This window comes from Bradyrhizobium sp. RP6 (genome assembly GCF_003837805.1).
Taxonomy (GTDB): Bacteria; Pseudomonadota; Alphaproteobacteria; order Rhizobiales; family Xanthobacteraceae; genus Bradyrhizobium.
In genome coordinates, this window is the sequence record NZ_RQIT01000001.1 from 621,713 (window position 1) to 639,104 (window position 17,392).

Sequence of the window (17,392 nt, forward strand, 5' to 3'; positions counted from 1 at the left end):
CTGTAAAGGATGAACCCAATGGGCGCGGGACGCCCGACCAATCCGTTCAGGCAATATGTTTGGGAGGCGGGGAGTCGGTGTCGAGGACAATTCCGGCGAGCCGGGGCGCATGTTGTGGGCTCGCTGCGGAAACAAGCGCGACCGATGCGGTCGACGGCGCCGGCTGTGTGACCGTCAGCGAAAAACAGCCATGACAATGATGGCTGCCGATGACCTTGTGGTCGCCGTGGCCTGCGGGGCTATCCAGGGCCGCGATCTCCGAGCCGCCGCCGGGCGTGGTGACGTCGATGCCGTGCGAGCCGTGCAACGCGCTCGCGAGCAGATAGACCGCCGCGATCAGCACAGCCAGCAACCCGCGCCAGTTGCGCGGGCGGCAAGATCCTGAGGGCTGGCGGTTTGCGAGCACGACGTCACTCTGGTTGCGGTCTATGCCCGGCCTAGCATGGGCGCGGGAACAGTGTCGACCCGCAACATTGTTGCGTCGCTGGAACAATTGCCGCCGCGGCGCCTGCATCGCCAGCGCCTCTCACTGGCTGGTAATGACCCGCCGGTGCGAGGCCATGGCTTCGATGGCGGTCGTCGGGGCCGGCTCCGGAACGTCGTTGCCGTCTTCCGCCACGGTAATGACGGCGCGACAACTCGCCTCCATCGCCCGTTCCAGCCATTTGATGGCTTCATCGATCCACTGGTCGTGGTGCTCGGGATCGGCGAGGGCCTTCTCCCGGAATGCGTCGGCTTGATGCAGGCACGCCGTTCTGCGATCCACGCGCCTCTCCCGATCTGGAGGTCCCGCCCCGATCGCATCTTTGATGATCCCGAAGCCGGCGTCGTTAACATAGGACAGGAGTGGGGAGCGATCAGGTCTCAGCAAATGCGGAAGGGCCCCAGCCGGAATGACCGGCTGAGGCCCGTTGTGCTCACAATCTTCATCCTCGGGACTCCCGCAGATAATTCGCATCTCGCCGGTTCGTTCCCGCGCATCGCTGGAATTTGGAACGTTCCTCATACGTCGCGATTAGCGACCAGAAGAAACTGAGGAGGACGGACAATGGACGGACTGATTTATCTGATCGGCTTGATCGTCGTGATCATGGCGATCCTGTCGTTCTTCGGCCTGCGCTGAGAGAACGACAATGGAAACTCTCGTACGGGAAGACGTGATGGAGGGCGGCGCGGCGACTGCCGACGACCGCCGGACCATCCGGTGGAGCTCGGTGTTCGCCGGCGCTCTCGCCGCCGGCGCAATGTCGTTCATCTTGATCGGCTTTGGCGTTGCCATCGGTCTCGGCGTCAGTTCGGCCTCGCCGACATGGCGCGATGCTTCGGCAGCCCTGGCGCTGCTCTCCGGGCTGTATCTGATCATCCAGGCGATCATCAGCTTCGGCTTCGGCGGTTACATCGCCGGCCGGACGACGCGTCCGGCGCCCGCGCTGGCGACGATCGAAGACGATGGCGAGCGGCGGGACGGCCTGCATGGGCTGACGTCCTGGGCCCTGGCCGTACTGGCCGGCGCGGCTCTGCTCGCCCTGCTCGGGGCATCTGCGGTTGACCGTTCGCCGATGCGTAGCTCGGCCAGCAATTCGTCCGCGGCCGAGCCTCTGCTCAGCTATGAGCTCGACAAGCTGTTCCGCGCGCCGCGCCGCGCGCCAAATGTCGATCTGAGGGAAGCACGGGCTGAAGCGGGACGCATCCTGATGACGTCGTCCAGCCACAGTGGCGTCACCACCGACGACAGGACCTATCTCGTGCAGCAGGTGGCCGCGCTCACAGGTCTGGCGGCGCCCGATTCCGAAAAACGGGTCGACGCGCTGATCGCGGAGTCCAGGACGGCCATCAACCGGGCGCGGCGCAACTCGATCATCGTGGCGTTCTCGATCGCCGCCGCGACCCTGATTGGCGCGGCGGTGGCGTGGGCTGCGGCCGTCGCCGGCGGCCGGCATCGCGACGGAGAACCGTTGCCGAACTGGATGGCGAGCTCAAATCGCTTCCATCGCAGTCCGCGCGCGATGCCGGTGCCGTAAGCTCGAAAACAAATGGCCGGGCGCAAGCCCGGCCATAACGGACGCCGTCGAGAAGCCTCAGGCCTTCTCCTCCCAGATCATCGCCAGATGCACGATGGTCTGCACCGCCTTTTCCATGTCCTGCCGGCTGACCCATTCCAGCCGCGAATGGAACGCGTGTTCGCCGGCGAAGATGTTGGGGCAGGGCAGGCCCATGAAGGACAGGCGGGAGCCGTCGGTGCCGCCCCGGATGGCAGTGCGCATCGGGCGCAGGCCGGCGCGGCGGATGGCTTCGACGGCATATTCGACGACATGCGGGTGCCGATCGATCACCTGCTTCATGTTGCGGTACTGCTCCTTGACCTCGAACTTGTAGGTCGAGCGCGGATAGTCCTTCATCACGTCCTCGACGATGGTCTCGAGCAGAACCTCTTTCTCCTTCAGCCCTTCCTCGGTGAAGTCGCGGACGATGAAGGAGAGCGTCGCCTGTTCCAGGGCTCCCTCGATGCCGATCGGATGCAGAAAGCCCTGCTTGCCCGAGGTCGTCTCCGGCGAGCAGCCTTCCTTCGGCAGACGCTCGACGATGGCCGCGGCGATCTTGATGGCGTGCTCCATCTTGCCCTTGGCGTAGCCGGGATGGGCGCTGACGCCGTTGATGGTGATGGTGGCGCCGTCGGCCGAGAAGGTCTCGTCCTCGATGCAGCCGGCGCTTTCGCCGTCCATGGTGTAGCCGAAATCGGCGCCCAGCTTCTTCAGGTCGACATTGTCGACGCCGCGGCCGATCTCCTCGTCCGGCGTGAACAGGATCTTGATGGTTCCGTGCTTCACATCGGGATTGTTGATGAAGAAATGCGCGGCATCCATGATCTCGGCGACACCGGCCTTGTTGTCGGCCCCCAGCAGCGTGGTGCCGTCGGTGGTGATGATGTCGTTGCCGATCTGGTTCTTCAGCGCCGGGTGCTCGGCAAAGCGGATCACCTGGCTGGTGTCGCCGGGCAGCACGATGTCGCCGCCGCGATAGTTCTTCACGATTTGCGGCTTGACGTCCTTGCCGGTGACGTCGGGAGACGTGTCCATGTGCGAGCAGAAGCAGATCACCGGCACCTTCTTTTCGGTGTTGGCCGGGATCGTTCCATAGACGTAGCCATAATCGTCGAGATGCGCGTCCTCGACGCCCATGGCCTTCAACTCGGCGGCGAGCACGCGGCCGAGATCCTTCTGCTTCTCGGTCGAGGGGGAGCTGGGGGATTCCGGATCGGACTGGGTGTCGATGGTGACATAGCGCAGGAAGCGCTCGGTCACGGTATGCGAAAAGGTGAGGGAGGACATTTCTGGTCGAACCGCCGAGATTGAGGGAAGCAGGCGGTATATCAGAAAAGCCGGCCACGATGCGGCCCGAACGAACTCCGATCAGGGCTAGTGAACCGTAAGCGCTAGATCGCCTCTTTCAGTTCCTTCACCGGGCGGAACGCGACCTTCCGGCTGGCCTTGATGTGGATCGCTTCGCCGGTGCCGGGATTGCGGCCGGTGCGGGCGGCGCGCTTGCGGACCTGGAGGATGCCGAGCCCCACGATGCGGACACGGTCGCCTTTCTTGAGGTGCTTGGTGATCAGGTCGACCATGTCGGTCAGGACGGCTTCGGCGTGCTTTTTCGAGAGGTCCTGGCGCTCCGCGATGTCCGCGGCGAGGTGCTTGAGCGTGATGGTCGCGGGAGCGGCTGCCTTCTTCGCCGAATCCTTCTTAGCCGAATCCTTCTTAGCCATGACTGGCCTCCTCGATTCCACTGACAGGAAAGCCCCGGAAAAGTGTCGGGATCCCTCTAAGTCTCGGAAGGCGTAGACGATTCGGGCGTGGGCTGACTATGGCCGGAGTTCCCTCCGGACGTCGGCCATCATTGGCGCAGATGCGACAAGAGTCGAGAAATTCGGGTTAAGGCTATGAAGGGATTGCCAAAATGGCGCGAGAGACGGGGCTCGAACCCGCGACCTCCGGCGTGACAGGCCGGCGCTCTAACCAACTGAGCTACTCCCGCGTGGTTCGCTCGAAGCGCGCGGAACGAGGGGGGACTTAAAGGGGGGACATGGTGAAGTCAAGGACGTTGCGCTTTACCGGTCTGTCTCGGCTAAGCGTTGCACTGGAAAACGAAAAAGGCCGCCCGTGGGCGGCCATTGTCAGCCCGGAAGAGCGACTTTATTAGCGGATCTCCGACCTCGCCGCACTCGTCACCGCCACCGGCTTGCCGGCCTTGATCACGGGCGTCGACTGGGCCGTCTGGCTATAGTCCGCATTGGTGCGGGCCGCGATCCCGAAGCCGGCCACGACGATGGCGGCAACCAGCGCCACCACCACGATTTTCAGGTGGGTCGCACGATCAGCAGAGTGAAATGAGTGGTTCATCTGAGCCTCCCGACGGGCTTTGCCGCCGTCTATGGCTTTGTCTTAAGGGCGATCTGTTTCCGGATGGTTTCGCGGGTTCCGTAAAATGGTTTCATCTCTCCGCCTGGCCGGTTTCGTCCGGAGACGGGAGCGGCGGGCCTCAGCGCAGACGAATTCCATGCAGGGGCAGGTCGGTCAGCTCACGGCGAGCGACGCCGAGATGCTCGAGAGCGAGAAGAATGTGCGCCGATCTCGCTGCAACAGCGGAAACGTTGGAGCGCTTCTAAGAGTCTTTCTAAGAGGCTTTCAATTAGGGGATTCGCGCACCCTCACATAAGCGTCGCCGTCACGCACATGCCGTTCCGGGACAGGCGGCATGATGCATCGAACATGCAGCTTTGGGGGGCGCGTTGAACAGTTTTGGAATGCTGCGGTCGGCCGTGTTGGCGACCGCATCCGCTTGGGTCTTGATGCCGCAGCCATCGCTCGCACAGTCTTCCGCGCAGAGTGACGCGCAGAACCTGCCGTCGGTGACGGTCACCGTGCGGGAAGTGCGGCGCCGCGCGGCTGCGACCCCTCAGCGCCGCGCGCCTCGATCGTCTGTGCAGACCGCCAACAGGAACAGACCGCAGCCGCAACGCAATGTCGGCTTCGTCGAGACGCCGCGTGGCCCGGTGAACGGCTACGTCGCCGGCCGCAGCTCCTCGGGCACCAAGACCAATACGCCGATCATGGAGACGCCGCAGTCGGTGTCCGTGATCGGCGCCGAGCAGATCCGCGACCAGAAGATCGTCAGCAAGTTCGACGAGGTACTGCGTTACACGCCCGGCGTGATCGGCGGCACCTACGGCGCCGATTTCCGCAACGATTGGTTCTTGATCCGCGGCTTCCCCGCGCAGAACGAGTCACTGTTCCTCGACGGCCTGCAGCTCTTCTACACCTCGTATGCGAGCTGGAAGCTGCAACCATTCAACCTCGAGCGCGTGGAGGTGCTGCGCGGGCCGGCCGGCATCCTCTACGGCGGCTCGGCGCCGGGCGGTCTCGTCAACGCGGTGAGCAAGCTGCCGCTCGCCGAGCCGGTGCGCTATCTCGAGGTCGGCATCAACAACTATGGCAACGCCTACACGGCGTTCGACATCGGCGGCGTGGTCCCGCAGTCCGGCAACGGGCAAATGTTGTACAGGTTTGTCGGCCAGGTGCAGGGCGGCGGCACTCAGACCGACTATATTTACGACAACAACTTCTTCTTCGCTCCGTCGGTGACCTGGCGGCCGGACGCCGACACCAAGCTCACCGTCTACGCCACGGCTGCGCACAACAACACCAGGGCGGAGAACTTCCTGCCTTATGTCGGCACTGTTACCAACGCACCGTTCGGCCGCATTCCCACCAGCCTGTTCGCCGGCGACCCCCGCGCCGACCAGTTTCGCCGCGAGCAGGAGACGCTCGGCTACCAGTTCGCGAAGAACATCACGGACAGTCTCGACTTCCGCCAGAATGCGCGCTTCGGGCATGTCGACGTCTTCTACACCGGTCTCTACGGGCTGGGCTACGCGACGACGCCGGCGGCCGCCGACATCATGCGCGGCAATTTCTACGCCCGCGGCGTCGCCAACCAGCTAAACCTCGACAACCAGCTCGAGTACCGCTTCGCCACCGGCGCGCTGCAACACACGGCGCTGCTCGGCGTCGACCTCAAGCATTACGCCCTCGACGACCGGCAGGGCTTTGGCGCGGGCACCAATCTTAACGTGCTCAATCCGGTCTACGGCGTCAACGCGCCGTTCAACGGAGCGCTGTATCAGGACGCCTATCTCACTCAGGGCATGGCCGCGGTCTATCTCCAGGATCAGGTCAAGCTCGATCGGCTGACGGTGGTGCTGTCCGGCCGTCAGGACTGGGTTGATCTCGTCAACCACAACCGGCTCGGCCCAGATCAAAGCCGCGAAGACAGCAAGTTCTCCGGCCGCGTCGGCGCGATCTACAATCTCGACTTTGGCGTCGCGCCCTATGTCTCCTACATGACGGGCTACAATCCGATCATCGGCGTCAATGCGGCCGGACGGCTGCAATTGCCGGAGACATCGGAGCAGACCGAGGTCGGCGTGAAGTACGAGCCGGTCGGGCTCAACGCCCGGTTCAGCGTCGCGTGGTTCGATCTGAAGCGCAAGAATGCGCTGACCACCGATCCGAACAATCCGCTGTTCCAGACCCAGAACGGCGAGGTCACTTCGCGTGGCGTGGAACTCGAGGCGGTGGCGAACATCACGCCGGACTTCAAGCTGGTGGCGAGCTACACCAATTACGATCTGTTCGTGAGCCAGGACCTCGATTCCGCGCTGATCGGCACCGCTCCGCCCAATACTCCTCGGGAGTTCGCCGCGGTCTGGACGGACTATACATTCAGCGACGGCCCGCTGCGGGGCTTCGGCCTTGGCGGCGGCGTGCGCTACGTCGGCTCGTCCTTTGCCGACACCGCGAACACGGCGCTCGTTCCGTCCTTCGTGCTGGGCGATCTCGCCGTGCACTACGAATGGGACAACCACTGGCGCGCTGCACTCAACGTCGCGAACGTGACGGACAAGATCTACGTCGCGAGCTGCGCGGTCGTAACCTCATGCTACTACGGCGACCGTCGCCGCATCACCGCGAGCGTCTCCTACAAGTGGTGAGAACGGGCGAGGGCAGGGCCGTCGTGCCGGGCCGGCTCTGGGGCCGGCCGATTGCGACGATCATCTGCTTTGCCTGGCCGGACCTCCACTGATCTTCCTTCAGGAGATCGATGAGCTCATCGGTTATGCCCCCCGCCCGAAGCTCATCCGAGCGCGGCGCGAGCGACCAACCAGCAAGTCGCCGCCGCCGCGCTCGCCGGCCGGTTTGGAATTGACCGCCGACGCATTCGCCAGACGAACCCCGGCCCCTTCGTGGCGCATGGCTCTGTGATCGTTTGCAGCTGTGGATAGGTGCGCCTTGTTGTGCCTGGCCTGATCGCGGCAGCGCCCTCAATGGCTCCTTGGCTGCACTGCTCTGTGGACCCCTGGCAAAAGGGCTCTCGGCAATTATGTCACGAGGCGGCGGAGGGTGCCTGCGCCGGTCGTTGCCGGGGTTTGGACGCTCCGCCGCACCGGGAAAACCGTACATTTGCGCGGTCAAGGCGCAGCCGATAGCTGCCTTGTGCCCTGCGCCGCAATCTCAGAACTGCTGACCTGGGAAGCCGTGACTGCCCTTGCTGGGTCTGGCGATCTGCTCCATACCAGCCGCGGGGTGATTCCGGGATTTTCACCGTTCTGGGAGCGGCAAAGGGCCTGAAAAGAGCGTGTCTTGCGCCCATTGGTGCACTGCGCTAAGGCTCAGAATAATTCCAAATCGGACGAATCCGTGGCTGTCCCGAGGCTGCGGGAAAAAGGGCTCGTCAATGAGCGGCATTCTTCAGAACTATCTTCCACTCGTGGTCTTTATAGGGGTAGCGGGCCTCATTGGCCTGGTGCTGCTGATCGCGCCCTTCATCGTGGCGTTCCAGCAGCCGGACCCGGAAAAGCTGTCGGCCTATGAGTGCGGTTTCAACGCGTTCGACGATGCCCGCATGAAGTTTGACGTCCGCTTCTATCTGGTCGCCATCCTCTTCATCATCTTCGACCTCGAGGTGGCGTTCCTGTTTCCCTGGGCGGTGGCGTTCGGCAAGCTTGGCGCGACAGGCTTCTGGTCCATGGTGGTGTTCCTCGCCGTGCTGACGGTCGGGTTCGCCTATGAGTGGAAGAAGGGAGCACTGGAATGGGATTGAACCCTGCACCGTCCGCCGGTCCGGTCATTGCGCCGGCCCCGAAGGGCATTCTGGATCCGTCGACCGGCAGGCCGGTCGGCGCCAACGATCCGTTCTTCCTCGAGGTCAACCACGAGCTGTCCGACAAGGGCTTCTTCGTGGCCGCGACCGACGATCTCATTACCTGGGCGCGCACTGGCTCGTTGATGTGGATGACCTTCGGCCTCGCCTGCTGCGCGGTCGAGATGATGCAGGTGTCGATGCCGCGCTACGACGTCGAGCGCTTCGGCTTCGCCCCGCGCGCCTCGCCGCGCCAGTCCGACGTGATGATCGTCGCGGGAACCCTGACCAACAAGATGGCGCCGGCGCTGCGCAAGGTCTACGACCAGATGCCTGAGCCGCGCTACGTCATCTCGATGGGCTCCTGCGCCAATGGCGGCGGCTACTATCACTATTCCTACTCGGTCGTGCGCGGCTGCGACCGCATCGTGCCGATCGACATCTACGTGCCGGGCTGCCCGCCCACGGCGGAAGCGCTGCTCTACGGCGTGCTGCTGCTGCAGAAGAAGATCCGGCGCACCGGCACCATCGAACGCTAAGGTTTTACGTCATGGACGACGCCAAGCTCGACGCCCTGGGGCAGACGATCGTTAGCGCGCTTCCGGGCGCCGCCACCGGTCATTCGGTGGCCTTCAACCAGCTCACGGTTGATATCGAGGCCGCCAGGATTGTCGAGGTGGTCAAGTACCTCCGCGACGATCCGAACTGCCGTTTCGTCAATATCACTGACATCACGGCGGTGGACTATCCCGATCGCGAGAAGCGTTTCGACGTGATCTATCACTTCCTGTCACCGACGCTGAACACGCGGATCCGGCTCCGGGCCCAGGCGGACGAGACCACGCAGGTGCCATCGCTCATCGAATTGTTCCCGGGCGCGGACTGGTTCGAGCGCGAAGCCTACGACCTCTACGGCGTGTTCTTCGTCGGCCATCCCGACATGCGCCGCATCCTCACGGACTACGGCTTCGAGGGGCATCCGCTGCGCAAGGATTTCCCGCTCACCGGTTTCGTCGAGGTCCGCTACGACGACCAGGAGAAGCGGGTGGTGTACGAGCCCGTGCGGCTCAACCAGGAATTCCGCAAGTTCGATTTCCTCTCGCCGTGGGAAGGAGCGGACTATCCGCTGCCCGGTGACGAGAAGGCGGGGCCGAAGGTCTGATCATGAACGAGCAACCTGAAAATCTCCGTAACTTCACCATCAACTTTGGACCGCAGCATCCTGCAGCCCACGGTGTGTTGCGTCTCGTGCTCGAATTGGACGGCGAGATCGTCGCGCGCGTCGATCCCCATATCGGCCTGCTTCATCGCGGCACCGAGAAGCTGATCGAGCAGAAGACCTACCTTCAGGCGATCCCGTATTTCGACCGGCTCGACTACGTCGCGCCGATGAACCAGGAGCACGCCTTCTGCCTCGCCGCTGAAAAGCTGCTCGGCATCGAGGTGCCGCGCCGCGGCCAGCTGATCCGCGTGCTCTATTGCGAGATCGGCCGCATCCTCTCGCATCTGCTCAACGTCACCACGCAGGCGATGGACGTCGGCGCGCTGACCCCACCGCTGTGGGGCTTCGAAGAGCGCGAGAAGCTGATGGTGTTCTACGAGCGTGCCTCGGGCAGCCGCATGCACGCAGCCTTCTTCCGCGTCGGCGGCGTGCATCAGGATCTGCCGCAGAAGCTGGTCGACGACATCGAGGCCTGGTGCGACCCGTTCCTGAAGGTCGTGGACGACCTCGACCGCCTGCTCACCGCCAACCGCATCTTCAAGCAGCGCAACGTCGACATCGGCGTGGTGCCGCTCAAGGAAGCCTGGGAGTGGGGCTTCTCGGGCGTGATGGTGCGCGGCTCGGGCGCGGCCTGGGACCTGCGCAAGTCGCAGCCCTATGAGTGCTACGCCGAGATGGATTTCGACATTCCGATCGGCAAGAACGGCGACTGCTACGACCGCTATCTGATCCGCATGGAAGAGATGCGCCAGTCCGTGCGCATCATGAAGCAGTGCATCCAGAAGCTGAACGCGCCTGACGGCAAGGGCGCCGTCGTCGTCGAGGACAACAAGGTCGCTCCGCCGCGCCGTGGCGAGATGAAGCGCTCGATGGAAGCGCTGATCCACCACTTCAAGCTCTATACCGAGGGCGTCCACGTGCCGGCCGGCGAAGTCTATGCCGCGGTCGAGGCGCCCAAGGGCGAGTTCGGCGTCTATCTCGTCTCCGACGGCACCAACAAGCCCTACAAGTGCAAGATCCGCGCGCCGGGCTTTGCGCATCTGCAGGCGATGGATCACATCTGCCGCGGCCATCTGCTGGCCGACGTCTCGGCGATCCTGGGTTCGCTCGACATCGTGTTCGGAGAGGTCGATCGGTGATGGCGCAGGCGCCAATCCAGTTTGACCGCGCCTCGGGGGCCCTTGAAGGGGCCAACCTGTGGGAGCGGACGGCTGCCTTGGCGCTGGTGACGGGATCGAAGATCTCGTCGCACTTCTCGCACATGGGCTACATCGCCTGCGCCAATCTGCTGCGCAAGACGCTGCCGGAGCGCAACATCGCGATCAGGCTCAATCCCGACGCCGTGTTCGAATTCCCCTACGGCGACGGCTATTGGAGCAAGCTGCTCAACCGCTCCTACAACTACGAAGACGAGCTCGAGCTGCTGTTCGCCGACTCCATCGACGTCGACTACACGCTGCTCGATTGCGGCGCCAATTACGGCTACTGGTCGGTGCTGGTGTCGAGCAAGCCCTTTGGTTCGCACAAGGCGATCGCGATCGAGCCGTCGGGGCAGAACTATCCGAAGCTCGCCAACAACGCCCGCGTCAACGGCAACCGCTTCGAGACCATGAAATGCGCCATCGGCGCGACCCGCGGCACTGCGCGGCTGTCCGGCACCAAGCACGAGGCCTTCAGCATCGCCGGCAATCCGTCGGCTGGCGGTGAAGAAGTGACCGTGATCGCGCTCGACAACCTCATCGACGACGGCAAGATCGCGCCCGCCGGCAAATACCTGATCAAGCTCGACGTCGAGGGCGTCGAGATCGAGGCGATCAAGGGCGGCGCCCGGTTGCTCGAGGCCGACAGCGTCATCATGTGCGAGGAGCACGGCAGCGACCGCTCTCATGCCGTGTCGCGCTTCATCCTCGAACAGACCCCGCTGAAGCTGATCGTGTTCGATCCGCGCAGCAACCGGATGGAGACGGTGACCGAGTTGTCGATCCTCGACCGCATCAAGGTCTCGACCCACGTCGGCTACAACGTTTTCGGCACCGCAAGCGCATTCTGGCAGGACAGGATCGATGCCCTGAATGCTAAAACCGCGCGCCGTATGCAGTGAGAGATTGAGAGATGTCCGTTCGCCGATTAGCACCGAAGGAAGTCCAGCCCGCGAGCTTTGCGTTCACGGAGGAGAACCTCGCATTCGCCAGGCAGCAGATCGCGAAGTACCCGGCCGGCCGCCAGGCCTCCGCCGTCATCGCCATCCTGTGGCGGGCGCAGGAGCAGAACGAGGGCTGGGTTTCGGAGGCCGCGATCCGCGTCATCGCCGACATGCTCGATATGCCCTATATCCGCGTGCTGGAGGTCGCGACCTTCTACACCATGTTCCAACTCGCCCCCGTCGGCAAGAAAGCCCATGTCCAGGTCTGCGGCACCACGCCCTGCCGCCTGCGCGGCGCCGAGGATCTGATCCATGTCTGCGAGCATCGCATCCATCATGAGCCCTTCCATCTCTCCAAGGACGGCAATTTCAGCTGGGAAGAGGTGGAGTGCCTGGGCGCCTGCGTGAATGCGCCGATGGTGCTGATCGGCAAGGATACCTATGAGGACCTGACCAAGGAAAGCTTCGGCAAGGTGCTCGATGGCTTTGCGTCGGGCAATCCGCCCAAGCCGGGTCCGCAGAACGGCCGCCAGTTCTCGGCGCCGATCACCGGGCCGACCACGCTGAAGGAGATCACCTGATGCGTGATCTCTCGTCGCCGGCAATGCAGGGGGGCGGTGCCATGAAGAAGTGGGGCTTCATCGCGATGCACGCCGTCGTGGCCGCCGCCTTCATCTTCCTGCTTCAGCGTTTCGGCCTGAACGCGCCGCTGGAATCCAGTCTGCTCTGGGCGCTGACGTTTGGCATCTGCGCCGCCGGACTTGCCTACAAGCAGTCCAATCGTTGATCGGAAAGCACTGATATGCTCGAGGACAAGGACCGCATCTTCAAGAACCTCTACGGCCTCCACGATTGGGGGCTCGAGGGCGCGCGGCGTCGCGGCGCCTGGGATGGCACGAAGAACATCATCGACAAGGGCCGCGACTGGATCATCAACGAGATGAAGGCCTCGGGGCTCCGCGGCCGCGGCGGCGCCGGCTTCCCGACCGGTTTGAAATGGTCGTTCATGCCGAAGGAATCGACCGACGGCCGGCCGAGCTATCTGGTCGTCAACGCCGACGAATCCGAGCCCGGCACCTGCAAGGATCGCGAGATCATGCGGCACGATCCGCATCTCCTGATCGAGGGCTGCCTGATCGCCAGCTGCGCGATGAACGCGCACGCCTGTTACATCTATGTCCGCGGCGAGTTCATCCGCGAGCGTGAGCACCTCCAGGCCGCGATCGACCAGGCCTACGAGGCCAAGCTCGTCGGCAAGGACAACGTCAACGGCTGGCCGTTCGACATCTACGTCGCCCACGGCGCCGGCGCCTATATCTGCGGCGAGGAGACCGCGCTGCTCGAAAGCCTCGAAGGCAAGAAGGGCCAGCCGCGGCTGAAGCCGCCGTTCCCGGCGAATGTTGGTCTGTTCGGCTGCCCGACCACCGTCAACAACGTCGAGTCCATCGCGGTTGCGCCGGACATCCTGCGCCGCGGCGCGGCCTGGTTCGCCGGCATCGGCCGCCCGAACAACGTCGGCACCAAGCTCTTCTGCATTTCCGGCCATATCGAGCGGCCTTGCAACGTCGAAGAAGCCATGGGCATTCCGTTCCGTGAGCTGATCGAGAAGCATTGCGGCGGCATTCGCGGCGGCTGGGACAACCTCAAGGCCGTGATCCCCGGCGGCTCGTCGGTACGCATGGTCCCGGCCGAGCAGATCATCGACACGCCGATGGATTTCGATTCCTTGAGCAAGCTGCGCTCGGGCCTTGGCACCGCGGCCGTGATCGTGATGGACAAGTCCACCGATTTGATCCGCGCCATCGCCCGCATCTCCTATTTCTACAAGCACGAGAGCTGCGGCCAGTGCACGCCGTGCCGCGAGGGCACCGGCTGGATGTGGCGGGTCCTGACCCGCATGGCCGAGGGCCGCGCCCACAAGCGCGAGATCGACATGCTGCTGGAGGTGACCAAGCAGGTCGAGGGCCACACCATCTGCGCGCTCGGCGACGCGGCGGCATGGCCGATCCAGGGCCTGATCGCGCATTTCCGTCACGAGATCGAAGCGCGCATCGACCAGTATTCGCACAAGGCCGACATCGACGATATCGGCGTCCGCGATCCCGTGAACATGGTCGCGGCGGAGTAAGAGACATGACCAAGCTCATCATCGACGGCAAAGAGATCGACGTCCCCGCCGAATACACGCTGCTCCAGGCGTGTGAGGCGGCCGGCGCCGAGATTCCGCGCTTCTGCTATCATGAGCGGCTGTCGATCGCCGGCAATTGCCGGATGTGCCTCGTCGAGGTGAAGGGCGGCCCGAAGCCGGTCGCGAGCTGCGCCTGGGGCGTGCGCGATTGCCGTCCGGGTCCCAAGGGCGAGCCGCCGGAGATTTCCACCCGTTCGCCGATGGTGAAGAAGGCGCGCGAAGGCGTGATGGAGTTCCTTCTCATCAACCATCCGCTGGATTGCCCGATCTGCGACCAGGGCGGCGAGTGCGACCTTCAGGACCAGGCGATGGGCTACGGTGTCGACACCAGCCGTTTCGCCGAGAACAAGCGTGCGGTCGAGGACAAATATCTCGGCGCGCTGGTCAAGACCTCGATGAACCGCTGCATCCAGTGCACGCGGTGCGTCCGCTTCTCGGCGGAAGTCGCCGGCGCCCCCGAGATGGGCGCCACCGGCCGCGGCGAGGACATGGAGATCACCACTTATCTCGAGCACGCGCTGACGTCGGAACTGCAGGGCAACCTCGTCGACATCTGCCCGGTCGGTGCGCTGACTTCGAAGCCCTATGCCTTCGCGGCACGTCCGTGGGAGCTCGGCAAGACCCAGTCGATCGACGTCATGGACGGCCTGGGATCTGCGATCCGCGTCGATACTCGCGGCCGTGAGGTGATGCGTATCCTGCCGCGCATCAACGAGGCCGTGAACGAGGAGTGGATCTCCGACAAGACCCGCCACGTCGTTGATGGCTTGCGCACCCAGCGGCTCGACCGGCCCTATATTCGCGAGGCCGGCGAGCTGCGCGCGGCAACCTGGCCCGAGGCCTTTGCCGCAATCGCCGCCAAGGCGGCGCGCACCGACGGCAAGCGCATCGGCGCGATCGCGGGCGATCTCGCCGGTGTCGAGGAGATGTTCGCGCTGAAGGATTTGCTCGCCAGATATGGCTCTGCCAACCTGGCGGTGCAGGGCGGCGATGCCTTCGATCCGGCGCTTGGCCGTGGCTCCTATATTTTCAACCCGACGCTCGCGGGCGTCGAGCAGGCCGACGCGCTGCTCGTCGTCGGCGCCAATCCGCGCAAGGAGGCGGCCGTGTTCAACGCCCGCATCCGCAAGCGTTGGCGTGCCGGTGGCTTCAAGGTCGGCGTGATCGGCCCCAAGGCCGATCTCACTTACGACTATGACCATCTCGGCGCAGGCACCGAGACGCTCGCCGAGCTCGCGGCCGGCAAGCATTCCTTCATGGACGTGCTGAAGAACGCTGAGAAACCGATCATCCTGGTCGGTGCGGGCGCGGCCGCACGTCACGACGGCGCGGCCATCCTTGCCGCCGCCGCCAAGCTCGCGCTCGACGTCGGCGCTGTGAAGGACGGCTGGAACGGTTTCGGCGTGCTGCACGAGACCGCCTCGCGCGTCGGTGCGCTCGACATCGGCTTCTCCGCCACGGGTGGCGGGCTCAACGCTGCGCAGATGACGACGTTCGGCACGCTCGACTTGCTGTTCCTGCTAGGAGCCGACGAGATCAAGGCGCCGGACGGCACCTTCGTCGTCTATATCGGCACCCATGGTGACCGCGGCGCGCATCGCGCCGACGTGATCCTGCCGGCCGCAGCTTACACCGAGAAGTCCGCGATCTACGTCAACACCGAAGGCCGCGTGCAGATGACCGGCCGCGCCGCATTTCCACCGGGCGAAGCCCGCGAGGACTGGGCGATCATCCGCGCGTTGTCCGAAGCGCTCGGCAAGAAGCTCGGCTACGACTCGCTCGCAGCGCTGCGCCAGGCGATCTTCAAAGCGGTGCCGCATCTGATCCGTCTCGGCCAGATCGAGGCCGCCTCTGCCGACCAGATCAAGAAGCTGGCGGGGAAGGGCGGCTCGCCCGAAAAGGCGCCCTTCAAGCCCCTGGTCGAGGACTTCTATTTGACCAACCCAATCGCGCGTGCATCCGCCGTGATGGCGGAATGCTCGCGCCTCGCCTCCGGGCACATGCTGACCGCAGCGGAGTGAGCGTGATCTGATGGAATTCTTCGAAAGCGCATTCTGGACCGGATTCCTCTGGCCGCTGATCATCATGATCGCGCAGAGTGTCCTCGTGCTGGTCGTCCTGCTGGTCGCGATCGCCTATATCCTGCTTGCCGACCGCAAGATCTGGGCGGCGGTGCAGATCCGTCGCGGCCCGAACGTGGTCGGCCCGTGGGGGCTGCTGCAGTCCTTTGCCGACCTCTTGAAGTTCGTGCTGAAGGAGCCGATCATTCCTGCGGGCGCCAACAAGGGCGTGTTCCTGCTGGCGCCGCTGGTCTCGTGCGTGCTCGCGCTCGCCGCCTGGGCCGTGATCCCGACCAATCTCGGCTGGGTGATCGCCGACATCAATGTCGGTGTCCTCTTCATCTTCGCGATCTCGTCGCTGTCGATCTACGGCATCATCATGGCCGGGTGGTCGTCCAACTCGAAGTACCCGTTCCTGGCGGCGCTGCGCTCGGCGGCGCAGATGGTGTCGTACGAGGTCTCGATCGGCTTCGTCATCATCACGGTGCTGCTCTGCGCCGGCACGCTGAACCTGACGGCGGTGGTCGAGGCCCAGCACGCGCGCGGTTTCGCCAGCCTGATCGGGTTGCCGCAGCTCACGATCCTGAACTGGTACGTCTGGCCGCTGTTCCCGATGTTCGTGGTGTTCTACGTGTCGGCGCTGGCGGAAACCAACCGTCCGCCCTTCGACCTCGTCGAAGCGGAATCCGAGCTCGTGGCCGGCTTCATGGTCGAGTACGGCTCGACGCCGTACCTCTTGTTCATGCTCGGCGAGTATGTCGCGATCGTCACGATGTGCGCGCTGGCGACGATCCTGTTCCTCGGAGGCTGGCTGCCGCCGGTCGACCTGCCGCCCTTCAACTGGGTGCCGGGGATCATCTGGTTCTCGCTCAAGCTGTTCTTCATGTTCTTCCTGTTCGCGATGGCGAAGGCGATCGTGCCCCGCTACCGCTACGATCAACTGATGCGCCTCGGCTGGAAGGTGTTCCTGCCGCTGTCGCTCGTGATGGTGATCGTGGTGGCCGGCGTGCTGCATTTCGCCGGCATCGCGCCGAAGTGAGGGCCGTCATGGGTATCAATATCAACGCCACTGCACGCTCGCTTCTGCTGTCGGAATTCGTCTCGGCGTTCTTCCTCGCCATGCGCTATTTCTTCCAGCCGAAGCCGACGCTGAACTATCCGTTCGAGAAGGGCCCGATCTCGCCGCGCTTCCGCGGCGAGCACGCGCTGCGCCGCTATCCGAACGGCGAAGAGCGCTGCATCGCCTGCAAGCTGTGCGAGGCGGTCTGCCCGGCGCAGGCCATCACCATCGAGGCCGGCCCGCGCCGCAACGACGGCACCCGCCGCACCGTCCGCTACGACATCGACATGGTGAAGTGCATCTATTGCGGCCTCTGCCAGGAGGCCTGTCCGGTCGATGCCATCGTCGAAGGCCCGAACTTCGAGTTTGCGACCGAGACCCGCGAGGAGCTCTATTATGACAAGGCCAAGCTGCTCGCCAATGGCGACCGCTGGGAACGCGAGATCGCGAAAGCGATCGAGCTCGACGCGCCGTACCGGTGAGATGAGAGCATGATCGTTCCCGCCATATCCTCGTCATTCCG

At 64.2% G+C, this 17,392-nt stretch carries 18 protein-coding genes and 1 tRNA gene; 13 read left to right on the forward strand and 6 right to left on the reverse strand.

What is annotated here, in order from left to right; translation table 11 throughout:
* Positions 1-46 precede the first annotated feature (46 nt).
* Both EHH60_RS03370 and EHH60_RS03375 read right to left on the reverse strand, forming a co-directional pair.
* Positions 47-406 (reverse strand): hypothetical protein, encoded by a 360-nt coding sequence (locus EHH60_RS03370; protein ID WP_124158047.1) that lies wholly within the window; start codon positions 404-406, stop codon positions 47-49.
* A 120-nt stretch (positions 407-526) separates the two neighbouring features.
* A complete protein-coding gene (locus EHH60_RS03375; protein ID WP_124158048.1) occupies positions 527-766 on the reverse strand; it encodes a hypothetical protein in 240 nt (79 codons plus the stop codon).
* 367 nt (positions 767-1,133) lie between these two features.
* On the opposite strand from EHH60_RS03375, the gene EHH60_RS03380 reads away from it, so the two are divergent.
* Positions 1,134-2,021 carry a hypothetical protein gene (locus tag EHH60_RS03380; protein WP_124158049.1) on the forward strand — a complete coding sequence of 296 codons (888 nt, stop codon included), beginning with the start codon at positions 1,134-1,136 and terminating at the stop codon, positions 2,019-2,021.
* Positions 2,022-2,078: 57 nt separating this feature from the next.
* Here the strand turns inward: EHH60_RS03380 and pepT are convergent, their stop codons facing one another.
* The 4 genes from pepT to EHH60_RS03400 all read right to left on the reverse strand — a co-directional run bounded on the left by pepT (position 2,079) and on the right by EHH60_RS03400 (position 4,397).
* Positions 2,079-3,329: a peptidase T gene (gene pepT / locus EHH60_RS03385; protein ID WP_124158050.1), complete on the reverse strand. Its 1,251-nt coding sequence runs from the start codon at positions 3,327-3,329 to the stop codon at positions 2,079-2,081.
* 104 nt (positions 3,330-3,433) lie between these two features.
* Positions 3,434-3,763 (reverse strand): HU family DNA-binding protein, encoded by a 330-nt coding sequence (locus tag EHH60_RS03390; protein ID WP_124158051.1) that lies wholly within the window; start codon positions 3,761-3,763, stop codon positions 3,434-3,436.
* A 192-nt stretch (positions 3,764-3,955) separates the two neighbouring features.
* A tRNA-Asp gene (locus EHH60_RS03395) sits at positions 3,956-4,032 on the reverse strand.
* A gap of 161 nt (positions 4,033-4,193) precedes the next feature.
* On the reverse strand, positions 4,194-4,397 hold the full coding sequence (locus EHH60_RS03400) for a hypothetical protein (protein ID WP_124158052.1): 204 nt from the start codon (positions 4,395-4,397) through the stop codon (positions 4,194-4,196).
* Between the two features lie 404 nt (positions 4,398-4,801).
* Here EHH60_RS03400 and EHH60_RS03405 point away from each other — a divergent pair, with 404 nt between their 5' ends.
* The 12 genes from EHH60_RS03405 to nuoI all read left to right on the forward strand — a co-directional run bounded on the left by EHH60_RS03405 (position 4,802) and on the right by nuoI (position 17,351).
* Positions 4,802-7,048, forward strand: a complete 2,247-nt coding sequence (locus EHH60_RS03405) for a TonB-dependent siderophore receptor (RefSeq protein WP_124158053.1) — start codon at positions 4,802-4,804, stop codon at positions 7,046-7,048.
* Positions 7,049-7,791: 743 nt separating this feature from the next.
* On the forward strand, positions 7,792-8,157 hold the full coding sequence (locus EHH60_RS03410) for an NADH-quinone oxidoreductase subunit A (protein WP_008136158.1): 366 nt from the start codon (positions 7,792-7,794) through the stop codon (positions 8,155-8,157).
* Complete coding sequence (locus EHH60_RS03415) at positions 8,154-8,735, forward strand: NuoB/complex I 20 kDa subunit family protein (RefSeq protein ID WP_370140969.1); 582 nt, start codon at positions 8,154-8,156, stop codon at positions 8,733-8,735. The genes EHH60_RS03410 and EHH60_RS03415 overlap by 4 nt, the downstream gene beginning before the upstream one ends.
* An 11-nt stretch (positions 8,736-8,746) precedes the next feature.
* A complete protein-coding gene (locus tag EHH60_RS03420) occupies positions 8,747-9,358 on the forward strand; it encodes an NADH-quinone oxidoreductase subunit C (protein ID WP_124158055.1) in 612 nt (203 codons plus the stop codon).
* A 2-nt stretch (positions 9,359-9,360) separates the two neighbouring features.
* On the forward strand, positions 9,361-10,557 hold the full coding sequence (locus tag EHH60_RS03425) for an NADH-quinone oxidoreductase subunit D (RefSeq protein WP_124158056.1): 1,197 nt from the start codon (positions 9,361-9,363) through the stop codon (positions 10,555-10,557).
* Positions 10,557-11,519 (forward strand): FkbM family methyltransferase, encoded by a 963-nt coding sequence (locus tag EHH60_RS03430; protein ID WP_199751270.1) that lies wholly within the window; start codon positions 10,557-10,559, stop codon positions 11,517-11,519. The genes EHH60_RS03425 and EHH60_RS03430 overlap by 1 nt, the downstream gene beginning before the upstream one ends.
* Before the next feature lie 11 nt (positions 11,520-11,530).
* Positions 11,531-12,142, forward strand: a complete 612-nt coding sequence (gene nuoE, locus EHH60_RS03435) for an NADH-quinone oxidoreductase subunit NuoE (RefSeq protein WP_091885987.1) — start codon at positions 11,531-11,533, stop codon at positions 12,140-12,142.
* Entirely contained in the window at positions 12,142-12,348 is a 207-nt protein-coding gene (locus EHH60_RS03440) for a hypothetical protein (protein WP_124158058.1), read from the forward strand. Before nuoE ends, EHH60_RS03440 begins: the two co-directional genes overlap by 1 nt.
* Before the next feature lie 15 nt (positions 12,349-12,363).
* Positions 12,364-13,689, forward strand: a complete 1,326-nt coding sequence (gene nuoF / locus EHH60_RS03445; protein WP_124158059.1) for an NADH-quinone oxidoreductase subunit NuoF — start codon at positions 12,364-12,366, stop codon at positions 13,687-13,689.
* A 5-nt stretch (positions 13,690-13,694) separates the two neighbouring features.
* Positions 13,695-15,770, forward strand: a complete 2,076-nt coding sequence (gene nuoG / locus EHH60_RS03450; RefSeq protein WP_124158060.1) for an NADH-quinone oxidoreductase subunit NuoG — start codon at positions 13,695-13,697, stop codon at positions 15,768-15,770.
* 10 nt (positions 15,771-15,780) lie between these two features.
* Positions 15,781-16,848, forward strand: a complete 1,068-nt coding sequence (gene nuoH, locus EHH60_RS03455; protein WP_124158061.1) for an NADH-quinone oxidoreductase subunit NuoH — start codon at positions 15,781-15,783, stop codon at positions 16,846-16,848.
* Positions 16,849-16,862: 14 nt separating this feature from the next.
* A complete protein-coding gene (nuoI, locus tag EHH60_RS03460; protein ID WP_024341235.1) occupies positions 16,863-17,351 on the forward strand; it encodes an NADH-quinone oxidoreductase subunit NuoI in 489 nt (162 codons plus the stop codon).
* The last annotated feature ends 41 nt before the right edge of the window (positions 17,352-17,392 follow it).